Genomic DNA, 17,873 nt, shown 5'->3' with positions numbered 1-17,873 from the left:
TTAATTAGTATTTTTTTTAAAATGAGCAGTAAAACCAGTAAAAAACACCATAAATAGAACAAAAAATCAGCTGAACTTATCAGAAAAGCAAACCATTCAAAACTAGTGAATTAAACTTAATAGAATTCTCCCGAAAACTTTCCAATAGAAGGTGAAAATTACTCAAAAATATATTATGATATTTACGAAATCATGTTGAAAGGAGACATTAAACCTTGGTAGTACAAAAAGAAAGGAAATTACCACTTATTCTTGAAAGTTTAGAAGCAATGGATATTAGATTGCCTAATGGACATTCCATTCAACCAACAATTCTAGCTGATTTGACAAAGTGGAGAGTAGGATTTAGTGGGGAACGAAAATTAGAGTATTTTTTGAGTTTCTTTCAAGATAAAGAGTTCCACATTTTTCATGATTTGAAAATTTCTGTAGGTTCCAAGACATTTCAGATTGATACACTTATCGTATCTGCATGTGTAATGATAATAATTGAAGTGAAGAATTGGAGTGGCACAGTCCTTTTTGATGGAGAGTTTGAACAAGTTATTAGAAGTTTAAACGGATTTGATGAGGGGATGAGAAATCCAATATCCCAAGTACTTCTCCAAGAAATTCAACTGAAAGAGTGGATGGAGCAAAATAAATTTCCTTCTATACCAATCATTCCTCTTGTTGTTTTTAGTAACCCCAAGACGATAATTAAAACTACTAGATTTAACTCTAACATATCAAAGCGTGTTCTTCATGGTTACAACGTACCGATAAAAATACAAAAACTCCTAACAGCATATACTACAGAACACTTCTCCAAAACCAATATAAGAAAAATAACTAAATTACTCCTGAAAAGTCATGTTGAAAAAGTTCAAGACACTCTTTCAGGTTACAACGTTAAAAAATCAGAATTAGTAAGAGGTATCCATTGTCCGAGTTGCAAATTAATCGGTATGATAAGAAAGAATCATTATTGGACATGTCCAAATTGTCTATTCAAATCCCCGGACGCACATATTTTCTCTGTAAGGCACTACGCCTTATTAATAAGTCAAACTTTCACCGTAGCGGAGATTGCTCAATTTCTTAATGTGTCTAGATATGCTGCCTATCGGATAATCAAACAACTAAATTTACCTAACGAAAAAAGTAACACTAAAGCAACAACTTATTTTTATGAAGTTAGTGAGGGATAATCTTTATCGTGCAAAGTTGAGGTGCACCAATGTTATTCTGCACCTACCATATATTAACAAGCTAATTTCTCCGCCTTTTTATAAACACCATCCCAACCAACACAATCGCACCACCAACTAATATAACTTGTCCGACCCAGGTCCACTGCATAACTTGATAAACGGAATACGCTTCTATTAACAAAGCTGGAACCTTTCCAAGCGTACTCGCCACCGCAAAATTTAGCCAGCCCATTCCACTTGTTGCACCTGCTAATGTTACTAACCCGGACGGCATAAAAGGGAACAAACGAAAAGCTACAACTAAATAAAATGCTTCAGAGCCTGATGTTCGTTGCAATTTCCTTAGTGGTTCATATTTTTCCAACACATTTGGAGCAAAAGCCTTAATTCCTTTACGATATAAGTAAAAGCTAACAATCGCCCCAAGCGACTCTCCTAAAAATGACACAGCTGTACCGGTCCAAAAGCCAAACACGGCAATATTTGCGGCTGTTATAAAAAAACTTGGCACCACGCCTAGTATGCTAATTACAACATTGACCATAATACTCAACAGAATAGCAAGTGGCCCAACTGCCTCTAATACATCGATAAAAAAATCAGCAACATTCATCGTGAAATCACCTCCAATAACCGTAATAATTTTTAAACTTTTTTATTTTACATACCTTATAGGGGTTTACATACCGCATAGGGGTATGTTACTCTATAATCAAAAGGGGGTCAACTAGATGGAAAACCTACCTGAGCAACAACTGCCAGAAACAACAGAAGAAAGTTGTTGCCACTCTAACTTAGATAATAAACGAAAAAGTCATCACTCGGAAGCAGATAAAAAAAGTTTAATTTCACGGCTTAACCGCGTAGAAGGTCAAGTGCGCGGCGTAAAGCGTTTAATTGAAGAAGATACGTATTGCGATGATGTATTAACACAAATTGCTGCAATTCAATCTGCTTTAAATAGTGTGGGAAAACTCCTACTAGAAGGCCACATGAAATCTTGTGTTGTCGAACGCATTCAAGAAGGTGACAAAGAAGTAATTGATGAACTATTAGTTACAGTCAAAAGACTGATGAAATAAAAGGAGTGTTTAAGATGGAAAACGTAACATTAACAGTAAATGGTATGAGCTGTGGACATTGTGTGAAAGCAGTAGAAGATAGTGTCGGTTCTTTAGACGGTGTCAATACGGTAGCTGTAGATTTAGGCGCAAAAAAAGTAGCGGTAGACTTTGACGCTTCTAAAGTTACAGTAGAAAAAATTAAAGAAACAATTGACGAAGAAGGTTATGAAGTAGAATAACGTGCTCACATAAAGCACGTTTTTTCACCAATAAAATATACCCCCGCGTGGTATATGAATAAAATAGAGGACGGTGAACAAAATAATGGCTGAACAAAACAAACAGGAAGCACATTTAAAAATAGGCGGTATGACGTGTGCAGCGTGCTCGAGTAGAATTGAGCGAGTTTTAAATAAAATGGATGGAGTAGATGAGGCAAATGTCAATTTAGCGTTAGAAACATCTACGATACAGTACGACAATAAAAAAGTCTCCATGCAAGAAATTGAAGACAGAATCCATAAGTTAGGTTTCCAAGTAGTGAAAGAAAAAGTAGAGTTTGCTATTACTGGTATGACGTGTGCTGCTTGTTCTAGTCGTATTGAAAAAGTGTTAAACAAAATGGAAGGTGTGGACAAAGCAACAGTCAACTTAGCATTAGAGACAGGGATAGTTGCCTATAACCCTTCTATTTTATCTCCAAAAGATATTGTGGCGCGTATCGTAAAAGCTGGATACGGCGCTACTTTAAAAGTAGATAATGAAGCGGATACGAAAGATCATAGGCAAGCGGCATTAGAAAAACTTACTGGAAAATTCGTTTTCTCTGCAATATTAACTTTGCCCTTACTATGGGCAATGGTAAGTCATTTCTCTTTTACTAGTTTTATTTATTTGCCAGATATGTTTATGAACCCTTGGGTGCAAATGGCACTGGCAACTCCAGTACAGTTTTATATTGGATGGCAGTTTTATGAAGGCGCTTATAAGTCACTAAGAAATAAAAGTGCCAACATGGATGTGCTAGTTGCGCTCGGTACATCTGCCGCTTATTTCTATAGTATCTACCTAGGAATAGAGGCATTAGGTACGAACGCTCATATGGTAGATCTTTATTTTGAGACAAGTGCTGTTATCATTACATTAATTTTACTTGGAAAAGTGTTCGAAGCACGTGCAAAAGGAAAATCTTCAGAAGCAATAAAGAAATTGATGGGGTTACAGGCGAAAACGGCGACTGTATTCCGTGATGGTCAAGAACAAGAAATTCCATTAGATGAAGTAATAGCTGGTGATATTCTCTATGTGAAGCCCGGGGAAAAAGTACCTGTTGATGGAGAGGTAATCGAAGGTCATACAGCGGTTGACGAATCCATGTTAACGGGAGAAAGTATCCCGGTTGATAAACAAATTGGAGACGAAGTAATTGGTGCAACGATCAATAAAAACGGTTTTATTAAAATTAAAGCAACAAAAGTTGGAAAAGAAACAGCGTTAGCTCAAATTATTAAAGTAGTCGAACAAGCGCAAGGTTCTAAAGCGCCAATTCAACGTCTTGCAGACAAAATATCAGGTATATTCGTTCCGATTGTGGTGGTCATTGCAATCATCACTTTCCTTGTATGGTACTTTATCGTTGACCCAGGAAACTTTACTTTAGCATTAATTAACGTCATTGCTGTACTTGTTATTGCATGTCCATGTGCATTAGGCTTGGCAACACCTACGTCTATAATGGCTGGCTCAGGGCGAGCAGCAGAACTAGGGGTTCTTTTTAAAGGTGGAGAGCATTTAGAGCAAACACATCGATTAACTACAGTTGTGTTAGATAAAACAGGGACAGTTACAAATGGTAAACCTGTATTAACAGATGTTTTATTAGCAGATGGATTTTCAGAAGGTGAAGTGTTAGCGCTTATAGGGAGTGCTGAAAAACAATCTGAACATCCTTTAGCACAAGCGATTGTGGAAGGGATTGTAGAAAAAGGGATCTCTTTAGAAAGCCCGTCCTCTTTCCAAGCGATACCGGGATTTGGGATAGAAGCGACTATTAATAATCGAGCTATTTTAGTTGGAACAAGAAGATTACTGACTCAACATAATATAGATTTTAAACAAGCAATAGAGCAAATGAATGATTTGGAAACAGACGGCAAAACAGCGATGCTGATTGCTATTGATGATAAGTATGCGGGAATTATTGCTGTAGCTGATACGGTAAAAGAAACGTCCAAAGCAGCAATCAAACGTTTAAAAGATTTAGGGCTAGAAGTTGTGATGATCACCGGTGACAATGAAAGAACGGCACAAGCCATTGCAGCTGAGGTTGGTATTGACCATGTTATTGCAGAGGTTTTACCTGAAGGAAAAGCAGATGAGATTAAGAAGTTACAAGAGCAGGGAAAAAATGTTGCGATGGTTGGAGACGGAATTAACGATGCGCCAGCATTAGCAACGGCCAACATCGGTATGGCTATCGGTACTGGGACAGATGTAGCGATGGAAGCAGCGGATATCACATTAATGCGCGGCGATTTAAACAGCATTGCCGATGCTATCATCATGAGTAAAAAAACAATTAGAAACATTAGACAAAACTTATTTTGGGCGTTTGCATACAACTCAATGGGGATTCCAATAGCAGCACTAGGGTTTTTAGCACCTTGGGTAGCGGGAGCTGCGATGGCATTTAGTTCCGTTTCCGTTGTATTAAATGCTTTACGATTACAAAAAGTGAAACTTTAAGAGGTGAGTAATTTGCTAAAGTGGGTTATATCAGGAGTACTTTATGTTGGGTTAGTTATAGGTGGATATTCCCTTTACTCTTTTTATGCAGAAGATGAGAAAGCGGATCATCATGGCGACCATCAAGTCGATGAGGAAGAAAATCAACATCACGAAGAAGGTCACGAAGAAGAGCACGGTGATGACCATGGCGAGCATGGAGATCATGGGGATGCACACGGCGAATCGGAAGTAATTCCTTCTATTGAAAAAGAAGGCAATAAACTAACGGTAACGTTGCATGACCTTGACGGAAATGTTTTTGATGATTTAAAAGTAACACATGAAAAATTAATGCATTTAATCATTGTGAAGGAAGACCTAGAAACCTTTATTCATTTACATCCAGAAAAAGTAACTAGTGGTACGTTCCAAACAAACTATGAACTTGAAGAAGGTATGTATAAAGTATATGTGGATATTAAACCAAACGAAAAGTCATACGGAATAGCTCCAATGTCCTTAATGGTTGGCGACCACCACCATCACGGGGATCCTGCAACTTTAGAAAAAGAATCAGATTGGGTGAAAGTCATTGGTGACTACGAAGTAGAGTTAGATGTATCTTCGTTTTCGATGAAAGACCATATTGTCTTATCGTTTAACATAAACGGTGGGGAACCAGAGCCATATTTAGGTGCTTTAGGGCATGTAGTTATTATTGATGAAGTAATGGAAGAGTTCATTCACGTCCATCCATCAAGTAAAGAATTACCTGTGTTTGAAGCGCACTTTTCTAAGCCAGGTATGTATAAACTTTGGGCAGAATTTAAACTCGATGGAACGGTTTACGCTTTCCCGTTTGTATTAGAAATTACAGAGTAATATGTCTCAATGAAGGGGTGTTACGATTTGGAGAAAAAAGTAAAGCTCGCAGTCAATGGGGGAATTAGTTTTGGTGCGAAGTTAACTAGTAAACAATTATTGGTACTAGCTAGTTATATGAAGGAAGAAGATGAAATAGAGTTAACAACCTTTCAACAACTATATATCGACGTTTTGGAAAGTGAAGTAGAAGAAGCAAAACGTGCTTTTGAAGAAGTAGGATTAGTATGTTACCCTGTTGGCAACTTTGTAAAAAGCTTAAGAACGTGTAACTTTTGTAAAGGTGCAGAAGAAGAAGGTATGCCGATTGCAATTGAGTTGAACCGCCGTATCGCAGGAAAGCCTGTACCATTTACGGTACGACCGGCATATACTGGCTGCCCTACAGCATGTGGCGAGCCGCTAGTAAATGATATCGGTGTTATTAAAATGAAAGATCATTACGACCTATATGTTGGGGGAAAAGCGAAAGGTAAAGATGCAAGGACAGGAGAGCTTTTCGCTGAGGGGTTAACAGAAAAAGACCTATACAAAACAGTCGAAACACTACTTGATATTTATGCTACAAATGGGAAAAAACGAGAAGTGTTAGCGAAGTTTGTGAATCGATTTGGATTCGAAGAACTAAAAACGGCAGTGAATAACGCATAAAGCAAGAGAGAGGGAGATTATTTCCTCTCTTTTTTGATTTTTAAAAAATGGCTGTGTTAAAGACCGCTGTTGATTTCCGCGCATATCTTCGCTTTCCGCGGGCGTTAAAGAGGAAGGTTATTTTCACTATCGTGAAAAAACCTACTCCTCATAGCATACGCTCCTGTGGGGTCTCCCGTTTCCCGCTTCTCCCGCAGGAGTCTACGATATGCGCTCCAATCAACAGCTAGATTCAAATGAAATCAACACTAAGCTTAAACATAGCCTGAAAAATAAATCTGTACAAAAAAATCAACAACTTTGTGGTAAAGAATAATTTAGAATCAAAAAGCTTATTCTCACTAAGGAGTTTGTCCATTCTTGTCGATATAAGTGGAACTCGTTTTCTCCTAAATAGCAACCTACTATGTTACTATTAAAATAATAGAATTTTCGGACAAAAAGAGAGGTTATATCATGATTAAAAATATACCGATTGTGAAAACGAAGTTTACGCCTCCTGTAATAAAAGAAACCAATATACATAGAAAGCATGTAATGAAAAAGTTACAAAGCTTTGAGCAATATAAAATGACACTCATTCACTCTGGCCCCGGTTACGGTAAGAGTACCTTAATCGCAAATTGGCTAACAAACCAAGAGAAAAAATATTGCTGGTATACCATTACACCTCTAGAAAATCATTTTTCTCATTTCTTCATTCATATCATCTCTGCTATTCAGCATACATATCCTAATTTTGGTCAACGGCTTCTGGAATACGTTCATTCAGAATCTGCCATTACACTTGAAAGAGAAGTGTCTTATCTTTGTACGGAGTTTATTAACGAGTTATATAAAATAAGGGAAACGTTTATTTTAGTGCTAGATGACTTTCATACAATGGAGAGTTCGAAAGTTATAGAGAGTTTTGTTTTATTTTTCATTGAACATCTTCCAAAACATGTGCACTTTGTCTTATCTAGTAGGATCAGGCCAAAATGGGACCTGTTCACAAAGCTATTAGTTCATGGAGATATGCTTGAACTAACGGAAACAGACCTTACTTTTACAGAAGAAGAAGTGGAAGTGTTATTTACTGATAGTTATCAAATGGAAATGACGATGAAAGATGTATTGGAAATAATGAAACGAACAGAAGGCTGGATTATTGCAATTCAGATGATCTGGCAACAAATGAAATTAAATGGAAATGTTTTATTCCATCATTGGGAAGACCAGACAAGGGAAGAGTTATTTAGATATTTAGCGTTAGAAATCTTCACGAATCAACCAGATGAAACAAAATATTTTTTAATATCAACGAGTATAATAGATGATTTACATATTAATATGATTGAAGATGTATTAGATATAAAATATGCCACAACTTACTTAAATGAGCTATTGAACCAAAACTTATTTATCTATCAAGTCGGTATAAATCAGTATCGATATCATGCCCTATTTAAAGATTTTTTAGAAAAGCAATTAAGGATGAATGTACCGTTATTCCAATTGCTGCATTCGAAAATGGGTATGTACTATGAACAAAAAGGCGAGCAAGAGCGGGCAATATATCATTATTTGCAGATGGAGAATACTGATAAAGTAGGAAGTCTATTAGAGGTACATGGACAAAGCATGTTGAAAGGCGGGAAAATCGATTATCTAGCAGAAGTAATTGATCGATTGCCAACATCGATAAAAGGGAAATATCCTATTGTTTATTTCGTAGAAGGAGAAATTAACCGATATTTATGTCATTACGAGAAAGCGTTTACATGCTATGACCAATTATTAGAAAATGCTCAGTATATAAAAGAAAAACGGTTAGAAAGTTTAGGGAACGAAGGAAAAGCAAAAATATTTTTAGATACAATCCAACCCGCAAAAGCTAGTAGCTATTTAGCTAGAGCAATCATGTTAATGGAAGGGAAAGAAGAAGACGAGAATAGAATCATTCATCTATATAGCTTGATGGCCGAAAATTTAGTGAACCTTGGAAAAGCGAAAGAAGCGGAAACGTGGTTAAAAAAATGCAGAGAAGTAAAGAGTGCGTTTGAAAAGATAGAGCTTGAAGCAAGACAATATTTACGTACGGGGAAACTAGAAAAGGCAAAGCAATTGTTAGAAATTAATAAAGGAAATTTAGTACAAGAAAATAGACTTTCTCAATCTCATAGAGAAACAGATTTAATCTTGTCCATTGTCTATTCCTATATGGGAGATGCAGAAAGGGCAAAGCGTTTAGCGGAGACAGGTATATTAAGGGGAGCGAACCGAAAGTCTCCTTTTGTAGAGGCATGTGGTTGGATAAGAATGGGACATGCTGTACAAATACAAAGAAGATATGATACGAAATTGGCAATAAAATGTTATGAAACGGCATTAACTTTAATGGATGAAATTAATATGTCGCGAGGTAAATCCGAGGCATATATGGGTCTATGCGTTTTGTATGGAAGAATTGGAGAATATGAACTTGCTATTAAAGCCGGAAGAATGGCTTTAGAAGAACCTAACCGAGTGAAAGATGTATGGTTATCTTCTTATATACATTTAGCGTTAGGAATTGCCCATTACTACAATGATAATTTTACAATGGCAGAAAAAGAATTGGCACTAAGTGAAGAAGGATTTACAGAGTGTCACTGTGCTTACGGTAAAATGGTTAATCATTATTGGCTAAGTAATTTAGCTAATGTAACGAAAAATAAGGAACTATCCACTATGTATTTAAAAAGATTTATACAAGAACAAGAGGAGTTTCCTTTCTTTTTGAAAACGCTTACTCTCTTTGGGCCAAAAGATATTCAAGAAATGATACCGATGTTTATTAGTGCGAAAAAAGAAGTGGGGTATACTCTAGAACGACTATTGAATCAGTTAGGTTTTCAAGACCTTTCGTTTCACCCTGGTTATACCCTTAAAGTGGAAACACTTGGGGATTTTCAGATTTGGTTAGGGCAAAGAAAAGTGTTAGACAAAGAGTGGAAACGAGAAAAGGCTAAAGAAATGTTTCAACTTTTTGTTACAAACAATAACAAGCTACTATCGAAAGAGGAAATTGTCTATCATTTGTGGGGGGAGCAAGACGAAGAGGCTGCTGCAAGAGATTTTAAAGTTGCATTAAATGCATTGAACAAAGTGTTAGAACCAGAGCGAAAACCAAGGGAAACTCCTTTCTTTATTTTGAGAGATGGTACTAGGTATGGGATTAATAAAAATGCTGGAGTAGAGATTGATGCCTACCAATTTAAAGAATTAGTGGAAAAAGGATTGGATGAGCGATCAAGAGCGGTTTCAAAAAATAAATTAGAAGAAGGGCTTGCCCTTTATAAAGGAGAGTACTTACCAGCTCGTCGCTATGAAGATTGGTGTACAGAATGTAAAGAAGAACTGTCAATACATTATTTACATGGAGCAGAGAAGTTAGCACAAATTTATGTAGCGGAAGAAAACTTTGAAACGGCAATTTCATTATGTGAAAAGATTGTTAAGCTGGATAGTTGCTGGGAAGAAGCTTACCGTTTATTAATGTATTGTCATTACAGAAAAAATAATAGATCTTATGCTATAAGAATTTTTGAAAAATGTAAAAAGCATTTAAAAGAGGAACTGGGAGTGGAGCCAATGGAGTCCACGGTGAGGGTGCTTGACTTATTAAGAGAATCGGTATCAGCAAATAACGTTGTATAATCTCTAAAACATCTTATGCATTTTACACCACCAACGGGTTGCCTTCATCAGCACCCGTTTTTTGTGGGCTTATCATCTATAGAACAGTGTAACTTCTTTGCAACTCCCACCATATATACTAGCCATATGTATAGGGGGATAGGGTTTAAATGGTGTAACTTGGATGTAACTTCCGTCCCTCATAATAATTAATAATTAAATATTTTTAATCAAGGGGGAGAAAAAATGAGAAAGAAACAATGGCTAGGGTGGGTAGGAGTTGTTTTAGCACTATTTATGTTAGTAGCATGTAGTTCAAATGATACATCTACGGATGGAGATAAAAAACCGGCAGATGGGGAAAAAGAAGTAATTAAAATTGGTTTATTAACATCTGTTACAGGTGCGCTTGAAGCATATGGAGCCCAAACAATTAAAGGATTTGAGCTTGGTTTGGAATATGCAACTGGTGGAACGATGGAAGTAGCAGGGAAGAAAATTGAATTCATTATTGAGGATACAGAAACGAAACCAGATGTTGCCGTACAAAAAGCAACTAGATTACTAGAAGATCATAAAGTAGATTTTATCGTTGGATCTTCTTCATCGGGTGACACGCTAGCGGTACTACCACTAATGGAAGAATATAAAAAGATTATGGTAGTAGAGCCAGCGGTGGCAGACAGTATTATTGGAGAAAACTGGAACAAATATATTTTCCGTACTGGTCGTAGTTCTTCTCAAGATGCTATTGCTGGAGCAGCTGCTATTGCTAAAGAAGGGGTGAAAATAGCTACATTAGCACAGGACAATGCATTCGGACGTGATGGAGTTAGTGCGTTTGTTAGAACAGCTGAAAGTTTAGGAGCAGATGTTGTGCATGAAGAATATGGAGACCCAGCTGGAGTAGACTTTGCAGCAAACATTCAACGTATTATAAATGCTGAGCCGGATTATTTGTTTGTTATTTGGGCAGGAGCAAACTCTCCTTGGGGTCAGCTTAATGATATGAAAGTACAAGAAAGAGGAATTAAGCTTTCTACAGGTGCTCCAGATATCGCTGCACTTTACACAATGGAAGCGGTAATAGGAATGCAAGGCTTTACCGTATACCATCATACATTACCAAACAACGAAATTAACGATTGGTTAGTAGAAGAGCACCAAAAACGTCATAACGGACAAATGCCAGATTTATTTACACCAGGTGGATTTGCTTCGGCGATGGCTATTGTTCAAGCATTAAAAGATACAAATGGTTCTACGGACACAGATCTTTTAATTGAAAAAATGGAAGGAATGACATTTGATACGCCAAAAGGACCTATGACATTCCGTCCAGAAGATCATCAAGCGTTGCAAACGATGTATGCGATTACTTTAGAAAAAGTAGATGGCTTTGACTATCCGGTGCCAGTTTTAGTACGTGAACTTTCTCCAGAAGAGAGTGCACCACCAATTATGAATAAAAGATAAGTGATTGCAAAAGGGCGACCGAGATGCGACGTGCTATGCACATAGCGGTCGTCCTTTCTATCATTTAAGCGAAGGAGTGAAAAGGATGGACATAATTTTAGAAACAAAAGGCTTAACTATAAAATTCGGTGGGCATGTTGCGGTAAATAATGTTTCCATTCAAATTGAGCGAAACCAGTTGAAATCTATTATTGGGCCAAATGGAGCAGGGAAGACAACTTTTTTCAATATGCTTAGTGGGCAATTAAAACCTTCGGATGGAACTGTTATGTATAAAGGGAAAGACATTACTTCCCTCTCCCCAACAGCGAGGACGCGTTTAGGAATAGGACGCTCCTTTCAAATTACAAATGTATTCCCGCAACTTTCATGTCACGAAAATGTTCGCCTTGCTGTACAGTCTCAGTTTGGCGTTCGATATAACTTAATAAAACATTTTACACAATACAAAGAAATAAACCAAAAAACAGAAGAACTGTTAAGTACGGTGATGTTAGATAATAAGGCGAATGAACTTGCTGTTAACCTTGCGCATGGAGAAAAGCGCAAGCTGGAAATAGCGATGCTTTTAGCTTTAGAGAGTGAAGTGCTTTTATTAGACGAACCAACAGCAGGTATGTCCTTAGAGGAAGTACCTATGATTCTAGATGTCATTAGAAAAATAAGAGACGACCGAAACCGGACAATTATATTAATTGAACATAAGATGGACATGGTTTTAGATTTGTCCGATAGCATTATGGTGTTATTCCACGGTAGTTTGTTAGCGGATGGAGACCCTAATGAAATTATGAAAAACGAACAAGTTCAATCAGCATATTTAGGAGGGCTGTCCATTGACGCTTCTTAAAGTAGATCAAATTCAAACATATATCCAACAATACCATATTTTACAAGGTGTATCGTTTGAAGTAAAAGAAGGAGAAGTAACGGTCCTTCTAGGTAGAAACGGTGCAGGTAAAACGACGACGTTAAGGTCTATTATGGGTTTAAACCCAGTGAAGGAAGGTACCATACAATTTAAAGGGAACGATATTCATCGTTTATCAACGCACAAAATAGCAAGTTTAGGGATTGGATACGTACCGGAAGATCAAGGTATATTTGGTAGTTTAACAGTCGAGGAAAATATGAAAGTTGCGATGAAGAACAAAGATGATGGAACACTCGAAAGGCTTGACTGGATTTTAAATCTTTTTCCAGATTTAAAGAAGTTTTGGAAAAAGAATGGTGGTCATTTAAGTGGAGGTCAAAAACAAATGCTTTCCATAGCTAGAGCATATGTAAATGACAACAGCCTATTACTAATTGATGAGCCTAGCAAAGGATTAGCTCCTATCGTCGTTGAGAAAGTAATGGAATCTATTATGCAAATGAAAGAGAAAACAACAGTCGTTTTAGTGGAGCAAAACTTTGTGATGGCAAGTACAATTGGGGATCATTTTTACATTATAGACGATGGTGTATCTAAACATGAAGGTAAAATGACAGAGTTGAAAGATAATGAAGAGTTGAAACGTCACTATTTAGGCATTGCCTAGTAAATAAGGGGGGAAGGCAATGGAACAGTTTATTAGTATAACAATAAACGGATTGGCTACCGGTATGTTAATCTTTTTACTTGCAGCTGGATTAACTTTAATTTTTGGACTAATGGATGTTTTAAATTTTGCTCACGGTGCCTTGTTTTTATGGGGAGCATACGCTGGGATATGGGCATTTGTGAATAGTGGGAGCTATATCGTTGGAGTAATAGCAGCTATTGTAGCTGGTGTTGCACTTGGATATTTACTAGAGCGTTTTATTATCAAGCCAGTTTACGGTAATCACATACAACAAATTCTTATAACACTTGGTGCCATGCTCGTATTAAGTGAACTCGTAAAAGTTGTATGGGGGCCAAACATTATGGTAGCGCCTTACCCAAGTTGGTTGCAGGGAAGTTGGGAGATTGGAAATATACTACTTATTAAATATCGACTGTTTATTATTGGAGTAGGGCTATTAGTATTTATTGGTCTTTTATTCTTATTAAATAAAACGAAGATAGGATTAATTGTTCGCGCAGGTGTAATAAACAAGGAAATGGTGCAAGCATTAGGTATTAATATACGTAAAATCTTTCTATTTGTATTTATGCTTGGATCAGGGATGGCAGGACTAGCTGGTCTACTATTTGGACCATATTCAGGAGTAATCTATGCTGAAATTGGTTTAGAGTACGGAATATTAGCTTTCATCGTAGTTATTATAGGTGGAATGGGAAGTGTGTTAGGTTCTATGCTAGCAGCAGTGCTTGTAGGAGTGTTAGGTGCTTATGCAGCCTTTTTTCTACCAGAAATTTCCCTTACCGTAAACTTTCTTATCATGATCGCCATATTAGTCTTTAGACCATCTGGCTTAATGGGAATGAAGGAGGCGGTTAAATGAGTAGTGTATTGCGCCTACAACAAATTCCTCGTTACAAGCTAGTATTAGCGATGATTGTAGCTGGATTATTTGCCTTTCCATTTGTTAATGATTCTAGAACATTACTAATAATGTTTACACAAATTTTTATCTTTGCGGCTTTTGCGATGAGTTATGATATTTTACTAGGTTACTCTGGTATCGTTTCGTTCGGGCATGCCATGTTTTTTGGTATAGGAGCGTATACGGTAGGAGTTAGTTTGAAAACCTTTGGACCTAGTATACAAGTCGTTTTGTTTGCTGCATTCATTACGATTATTTTCACTTCTATTGTCAGCTTTTTATTAGGAATTCTTACTTTGCGATTAAAAAGTCATTTCTTTGCGATGTTAACGCTAGCGGTATCCAGCTTGTTTGTCGTCTTAGCGGAAAAGTGGCGTTCTGTAACGATGGGAAATGATGGTTTTACGTTTGTAATCCCGGAACTATTCCGTGACCGGATGATGTTTTATCTTGTTGCATTGTCATTTATGGTGATTATTTTCTTAATATTAAAGCGATTCACAGAGTCTCCAATGGGGCGTGTTCTACAAGCAATACGAGAAAATGAATCCCGAGTAGAATCGCTTGGGTTTAAGATTATGCATTATAAAGTAACGGCCAACATTGTAGCGGGAGTTGTTGCTGGTTTGGCTGGGATTTTATACGGAATGAGTCTGCGGTTTGTCAACACGTCTGTACTCTCTGTTCAACTTACCCTAGATGCACTTTTAATAACGATTATTGGTGGGGTAGGAACATTATTTGGATCGATTGTTGGAGCGGCACTCATTGAATTTGCTAAGCACGGATTAATGGATTTAGCAAAAGTACATTGGATTTTTGAGAGATGGATTATCCTATTTGGGTCAATATTTATATTAGTAGTCATGTTCTTCCCAAAAGGAATTGTCGGGACAACAATAAACTGGTGGGCAAAATATCAGTATAAAAAAGCTGGAAAACAACTGATGAAAGATCAAACGATTAATAAAGACCTGTAGATTTAGAGGATTCGGAGTGTGAAAGTCTAATGAATAAGGTAGAAATAGGCGTCTTAAGTACTGGAGTTTACATTCCTAGCCATTGGATGACGAGTGAGGAAATTGCAAAAGTGTCCGATATACCATTAGAAATAATAGAAAAGAAGATGGGGATTAGAAAAAAGCCGATTCCAGGTATGAAAGACCATACTTGTCAGATGGGAATATATGCTGCAAAAGAAGCGATTGCTAAAGCACGTGTGAACCCAGAACAGATTGATTTAGTTATCTATATTGGGGAGGAGCATAAGGAATATCCTTTATGGACGGCTGGGATAAAATTGCAGCAAGAAGTAGGTGCTGTCAACGCTTGGGCATTTGATGTAGCACAACGTTGTGGAACGACCATTATGGCCTTGAAAGTAGCAAAGAGTATGATGATAGCTGATACATCAATTCAAACAGTTCTACTAGCAGGGGGATACAGAAATGTAGATTTTATTGATTATACGAATCCTCGAACTAGATTTATGTATAACCTGTCTGCTGGTGGTGGCGCCATACTGTTAAAGAAAGGCTATGCTAATAATCAGTTGCTAGAGAGTCATATTATGACAGATGGGACTTTTTCAGAAGACGTAGTGGTTGTCGCTGGTGGAACAAAAATGCCAACAAGTGTATTTACAATTGAGGCTGGCCATCATCAATTAGATGTTTTAGATCCAGAGGGAATGAAGCAACGTTTGGAGGAGAAGTCATTAGTTAATTTCATTAAAGTAGTGGACATGGCACTTCAAAAAAGCGGATACGATAGAGAAGATATTAATTATCTAGCTATCTTGCATATGAAGAAATCAGCACATGACTATATGTTAAAGGAGTTAGGTCTCATAGAAGATCAAACTATTTATTTACAAGACTATGGCCACATGGGCCAGTTTGATCAAATTTTATCTTTGCAGCTCGCTTTAGAGCAAGGGAAAGTTAAAAATGGGGATATAGTTGTCCTTGTAAGTGCTGGGATTGGATATGCTTGGGGTGCGTCGGTCATAAAGTGGGGAAGTGAAAAGGAGGATATCTAGTATGCTTACATCTACATTAAAAGAGGTTCAATTAAGTAATGGGGAAACTATTGCGTACCGTGAGCGTGAAGGAGGAGTAGAGGTTATACTTCTCGTTCATGGAAATATGACATCTTCTAAACATTGGGACATTTTAATGGAAGCCTTTCCTTCTGAATATAAGCTATATGCTATAGATATGAGAGGGTTCGGAGCTTCCTCCTATAAAACTCCAGTTACTAGAATAAAAGATTTTTCTGATGATATGAAAGGGTTAGTAGATTCACTTGAATTAAAGAACATTACTCTTGTGGGTTGGTCCACTGGAGGAGTGGTGTCATTACAATATACGATTGATTACCCAGACGATGTAAATAAGGTTATCCTTTTAGCTTCAGGATCTACTCGTGGCTACCCATTTATGACGGTAAATGAAACAGGAGAATGGGTAAGGTTAGCTACCTTAGAAGAAGTGAAAAAAGATGCCACAAAATCTATACCTATCCAAGAAGCGTATGCTAAAGGAGACAAAGCTTTTCTGAAAAATATATGGAACATGTTAATTTATACAATGAATCAGCCTAGTGAGCAACAGTATGATGAATATTTAGAAGATATGATGACACAAAGAAATTTAACAGAAGTATATCAAGCTTTAAATACATTTAATATAAGTACGGTTCATAATGGATTGGTAGAAGGAACTGGTGAGGTAGAAAAAATAAAAAAACCTATTCTAATTTTAGCTGGAGATTCCGATTTAGTTATTTCACCAGAAATGACGAAGGAAATAAAAGAGGATTTAGGGGATAATGGAGAATTGGTTTATTTAAAAGGTTGCGGTCACTCACCTCTAATAGATGATATACATCAGTTAATCAATAATATGATAACGTTTTTGAGAAAACAGGGGGAGTAATAATGCGATTACAAGATAAAACAGCTATCATTACAGGAGCAGGAAACGGAATAGGAAAAGAGGCTGCGTTTACTTTTGGTAAAGAGGGAGCCAATGTCGTAGTTGCAGATTATAATTTAGAAGCTGCTGAAAAAGTGGTTGCGGATATGAATGAATTTGGAGGGAATGCCATAGCAGTTCACGTGAATGTGGCAGACCAATCTAGTGTACAAAAAATGGTGGAGCAAACTATCCAGCAATTTGGGCGCATTGATATTTTAGTAAATAATGCAGGTATTACTTCAGATGCTATGCTCTATAAAATGACTCCAGAAGCGTGGCAAAAAGTAGTCGATGTAAACTTAACTGGTGTTTTCTACTGTACTCAAGCGGTAATTCCAAAAATGTTAGAGCAAAGTAAGGGGAAGATTATTTCTACATCTAGTGTGTCTGGAGTATACGGTAACGTCGGTCAGACCAACTATGCTGCTACAAAAGCAGGTGTAATTGGGATGACAAAATCTTGGGCAAAAGAATATGGTGGCAAAGGTATTAATGTTAATGCAGTAGTACCCGGATTTATTGAGACCGACATGGTTGCAAAAGTACCGGAGAATGTGTTAGATAAAATGAGAAGTATTATTCCACTTCAACGACTTGGAAATCCAGCAGATATTGCAAAAGCCTATTTATATTTAGCTTCGGATGATGCTGATTATGTGAACGGTACAGCACTACACGTTGATGGCGGAATTATGATGTAAATAGAGCTGCGCTTCTATCTTGAATAAAGATGGGGGGCAGCTTTTTTTCTGACTGCTCGAGGGTGT

16 protein-coding genes are annotated in these 17,873 nt (G+C 37.1%); 15 read left to right on the top strand and 1 reads right to left on the bottom strand.

Going from position 1 to position 17,873, the window contains the following annotated elements; translation table 11 throughout:
* Positions 1-215: 215 nt before the first annotated feature.
* Positions 216-1,190, top strand: coding sequence for a nuclease-related domain-containing protein (locus CDZ89_RS18940; RefSeq protein ID WP_100334224.1), 975 nt, complete (start codon positions 216-218; stop codon positions 1,188-1,190).
* 61 nt (positions 1,191-1,251) lie between these two features.
* Here CDZ89_RS18940 and CDZ89_RS18935 read toward each other — a convergent pair whose 3' ends face one another.
* The gene (locus tag CDZ89_RS18935) at positions 1,252-1,806 is read right to left on the bottom strand and encodes a TVP38/TMEM64 family protein (protein ID WP_096155909.1); all 555 of its coding nucleotides are present in this window, start codon (positions 1,804-1,806) and stop codon (positions 1,252-1,254) included.
* Between the two features lie 118 nt (positions 1,807-1,924).
* Between CDZ89_RS18935 and CDZ89_RS18930 the strand changes: the two genes are divergently transcribed.
* The 14 genes from CDZ89_RS18930 (at position 1,925) to fabG (ending at position 17,807) form a co-directional block, all read left to right on the top strand.
* A complete protein-coding gene (locus tag CDZ89_RS18930; protein WP_100334223.1) occupies positions 1,925-2,275 on the top strand; it encodes a metal-sensitive transcriptional regulator in 351 nt (116 codons plus the stop codon).
* Positions 2,276-2,289: 14 nt separating this feature from the next.
* A complete protein-coding gene (gene copZ, locus CDZ89_RS18925) occupies positions 2,290-2,496 on the top strand; it encodes a copper chaperone CopZ (RefSeq protein WP_100334222.1) in 207 nt (68 codons plus the stop codon).
* A gap of 85 nt (positions 2,497-2,581) precedes the next feature.
* Positions 2,582-5,002: a heavy metal translocating P-type ATPase gene (locus CDZ89_RS18920; RefSeq protein ID WP_100334221.1), complete on the top strand. Its 2,421-nt coding sequence runs from the start codon at positions 2,582-2,584 to the stop codon at positions 5,000-5,002.
* A 12-nt stretch (positions 5,003-5,014) separates the two neighbouring features.
* Entirely contained in the window at positions 5,015-5,866 is an 852-nt protein-coding gene (locus tag CDZ89_RS18915; RefSeq protein WP_100334220.1) for a hypothetical protein, read from the top strand.
* A gap of 27 nt (positions 5,867-5,893) precedes the next feature.
* On the top strand, positions 5,894-6,517 hold the full coding sequence (locus tag CDZ89_RS18910) for an NAD(P)/FAD-dependent oxidoreductase (RefSeq protein WP_227521560.1): 624 nt from the start codon (positions 5,894-5,896) through the stop codon (positions 6,515-6,517).
* 456 nt (positions 6,518-6,973) lie between these two features.
* Positions 6,974-10,198 carry an AfsR/SARP family transcriptional regulator gene (locus tag CDZ89_RS18900; protein WP_100334219.1) on the top strand — a complete coding sequence of 1,075 codons (3,225 nt, stop codon included), beginning with the start codon at positions 6,974-6,976 and terminating at the stop codon, positions 10,196-10,198.
* A 225-nt stretch (positions 10,199-10,423) separates the two neighbouring features.
* Positions 10,424-11,653 (top strand): substrate-binding domain-containing protein, encoded by a 1,230-nt coding sequence (locus CDZ89_RS18895; protein WP_096155902.1) that lies wholly within the window; start codon positions 10,424-10,426, stop codon positions 11,651-11,653.
* Positions 11,654-11,738: 85 nt separating this feature from the next.
* A complete protein-coding gene (locus tag CDZ89_RS18890) occupies positions 11,739-12,503 on the top strand; it encodes an ABC transporter ATP-binding protein (protein ID WP_096155901.1) in 765 nt (254 codons plus the stop codon).
* Entirely contained in the window at positions 12,490-13,194 is a 705-nt protein-coding gene (locus CDZ89_RS18885) for an ABC transporter ATP-binding protein (RefSeq protein WP_096155900.1), read from the top strand. Before CDZ89_RS18890 ends, CDZ89_RS18885 begins: the two co-directional genes overlap by 14 nt.
* A 19-nt stretch (positions 13,195-13,213) precedes the next feature.
* Positions 13,214-14,083: a branched-chain amino acid ABC transporter permease gene (locus tag CDZ89_RS18880; protein WP_096155899.1), complete on the top strand. Its 870-nt coding sequence runs from the start codon at positions 13,214-13,216 to the stop codon at positions 14,081-14,083.
* A complete protein-coding gene (locus CDZ89_RS18875; RefSeq protein WP_100334218.1) occupies positions 14,080-15,105 on the top strand; it encodes a branched-chain amino acid ABC transporter permease in 1,026 nt (341 codons plus the stop codon). The genes CDZ89_RS18880 and CDZ89_RS18875 overlap by 4 nt, the downstream gene beginning before the upstream one ends.
* A 29-nt stretch (positions 15,106-15,134) precedes the next feature.
* A complete protein-coding gene (locus tag CDZ89_RS18870) occupies positions 15,135-16,166 on the top strand; it encodes a 3-oxoacyl-ACP synthase (protein ID WP_100334217.1) in 1,032 nt (343 codons plus the stop codon).
* Position 16,167: 1 nt separating this feature from the next.
* Positions 16,168-17,064, top strand: coding sequence for an intracellular short-chain-length polyhydroxyalkanoate depolymerase (phaZ, locus tag CDZ89_RS18865; protein WP_100334216.1), 897 nt, complete (start codon positions 16,168-16,170; stop codon positions 17,062-17,064).
* Positions 17,065-17,066: 2 nt separating this feature from the next.
* Positions 17,067-17,807, top strand: a complete 741-nt coding sequence (gene fabG, locus CDZ89_RS18860; protein ID WP_100334215.1) for a 3-oxoacyl-ACP reductase FabG — start codon at positions 17,067-17,069, stop codon at positions 17,805-17,807.
* Positions 17,808-17,873 lie beyond the last annotated feature (66 nt).

Source organism: Bacillus alkalisoli, from assembly GCF_002797415.1.
In the GTDB taxonomy this organism is placed as follows: domain Bacteria; phylum Bacillota; class Bacilli; order Bacillales; family Bacillaceae_I; genus Bacillus_CD; species Bacillus_CD alkalisoli.
Note: the sequence above shows the minus strand (reverse complement) of the source record. Positions and strands in the feature narration are given on the sequence as shown.

What these genes read in the sequence shown, in the direction of transcription:
- CDZ89_RS18870 (WP_100334217.1), top strand. Translation starts at nt 15,135, where the DNA reads ATGAATAAGGTAGAAATAGGCGTCTTAAGTACTGGAGTTTACATTCCT.
- CDZ89_RS18895 (WP_096155902.1), top strand. Translation starts at nt 10,424, where the DNA reads ATGAGAAAGAAACAATGGCTAGGGTGGGTAGGAGTTGTTTTAGCACTA.
- CDZ89_RS18875 (WP_100334218.1), top strand. Translation starts at nt 14,080, where the DNA reads ATGAGTAGTGTATTGCGCCTACAACAAATTCCTCGTTACAAGCTAGTA.
- CDZ89_RS18890 (WP_096155901.1), top strand. Translation starts at nt 11,739, where the DNA reads ATGGACATAATTTTAGAAACAAAAGGCTTAACTATAAAATTCGGTGGG.
- fabG (WP_100334215.1), top strand. Translation starts at nt 17,067, where the DNA reads ATGCGATTACAAGATAAAACAGCTATCATTACAGGAGCAGGAAACGGA.
- CDZ89_RS18900 (WP_100334219.1), top strand. Translation starts at nt 6,974, where the DNA reads ATGATTAAAAATATACCGATTGTGAAAACGAAGTTTACGCCTCCTGTA.
- CDZ89_RS18935 (WP_096155909.1), bottom strand. Translation starts at nt 1,806, where the DNA reads ATGAATGTTGCTGATTTTTTTATCGATGTATTAGAGGCAGTTGGGCCA.
- phaZ (WP_100334216.1), top strand. Translation starts at nt 16,168, where the DNA reads ATGCTTACATCTACATTAAAAGAGGTTCAATTAAGTAATGGGGAAACT.
- copZ (WP_100334222.1), top strand. Translation starts at nt 2,290, where the DNA reads ATGGAAAACGTAACATTAACAGTAAATGGTATGAGCTGTGGACATTGT.
- CDZ89_RS18880 (WP_096155899.1), top strand. Translation starts at nt 13,214, where the DNA reads ATGGAACAGTTTATTAGTATAACAATAAACGGATTGGCTACCGGTATG.
- CDZ89_RS18920 (WP_100334221.1), top strand. Translation starts at nt 2,582, where the DNA reads ATGGCTGAACAAAACAAACAGGAAGCACATTTAAAAATAGGCGGTATG.
- CDZ89_RS18930 (WP_100334223.1), top strand. Translation starts at nt 1,925, where the DNA reads ATGGAAAACCTACCTGAGCAACAACTGCCAGAAACAACAGAAGAAAGT.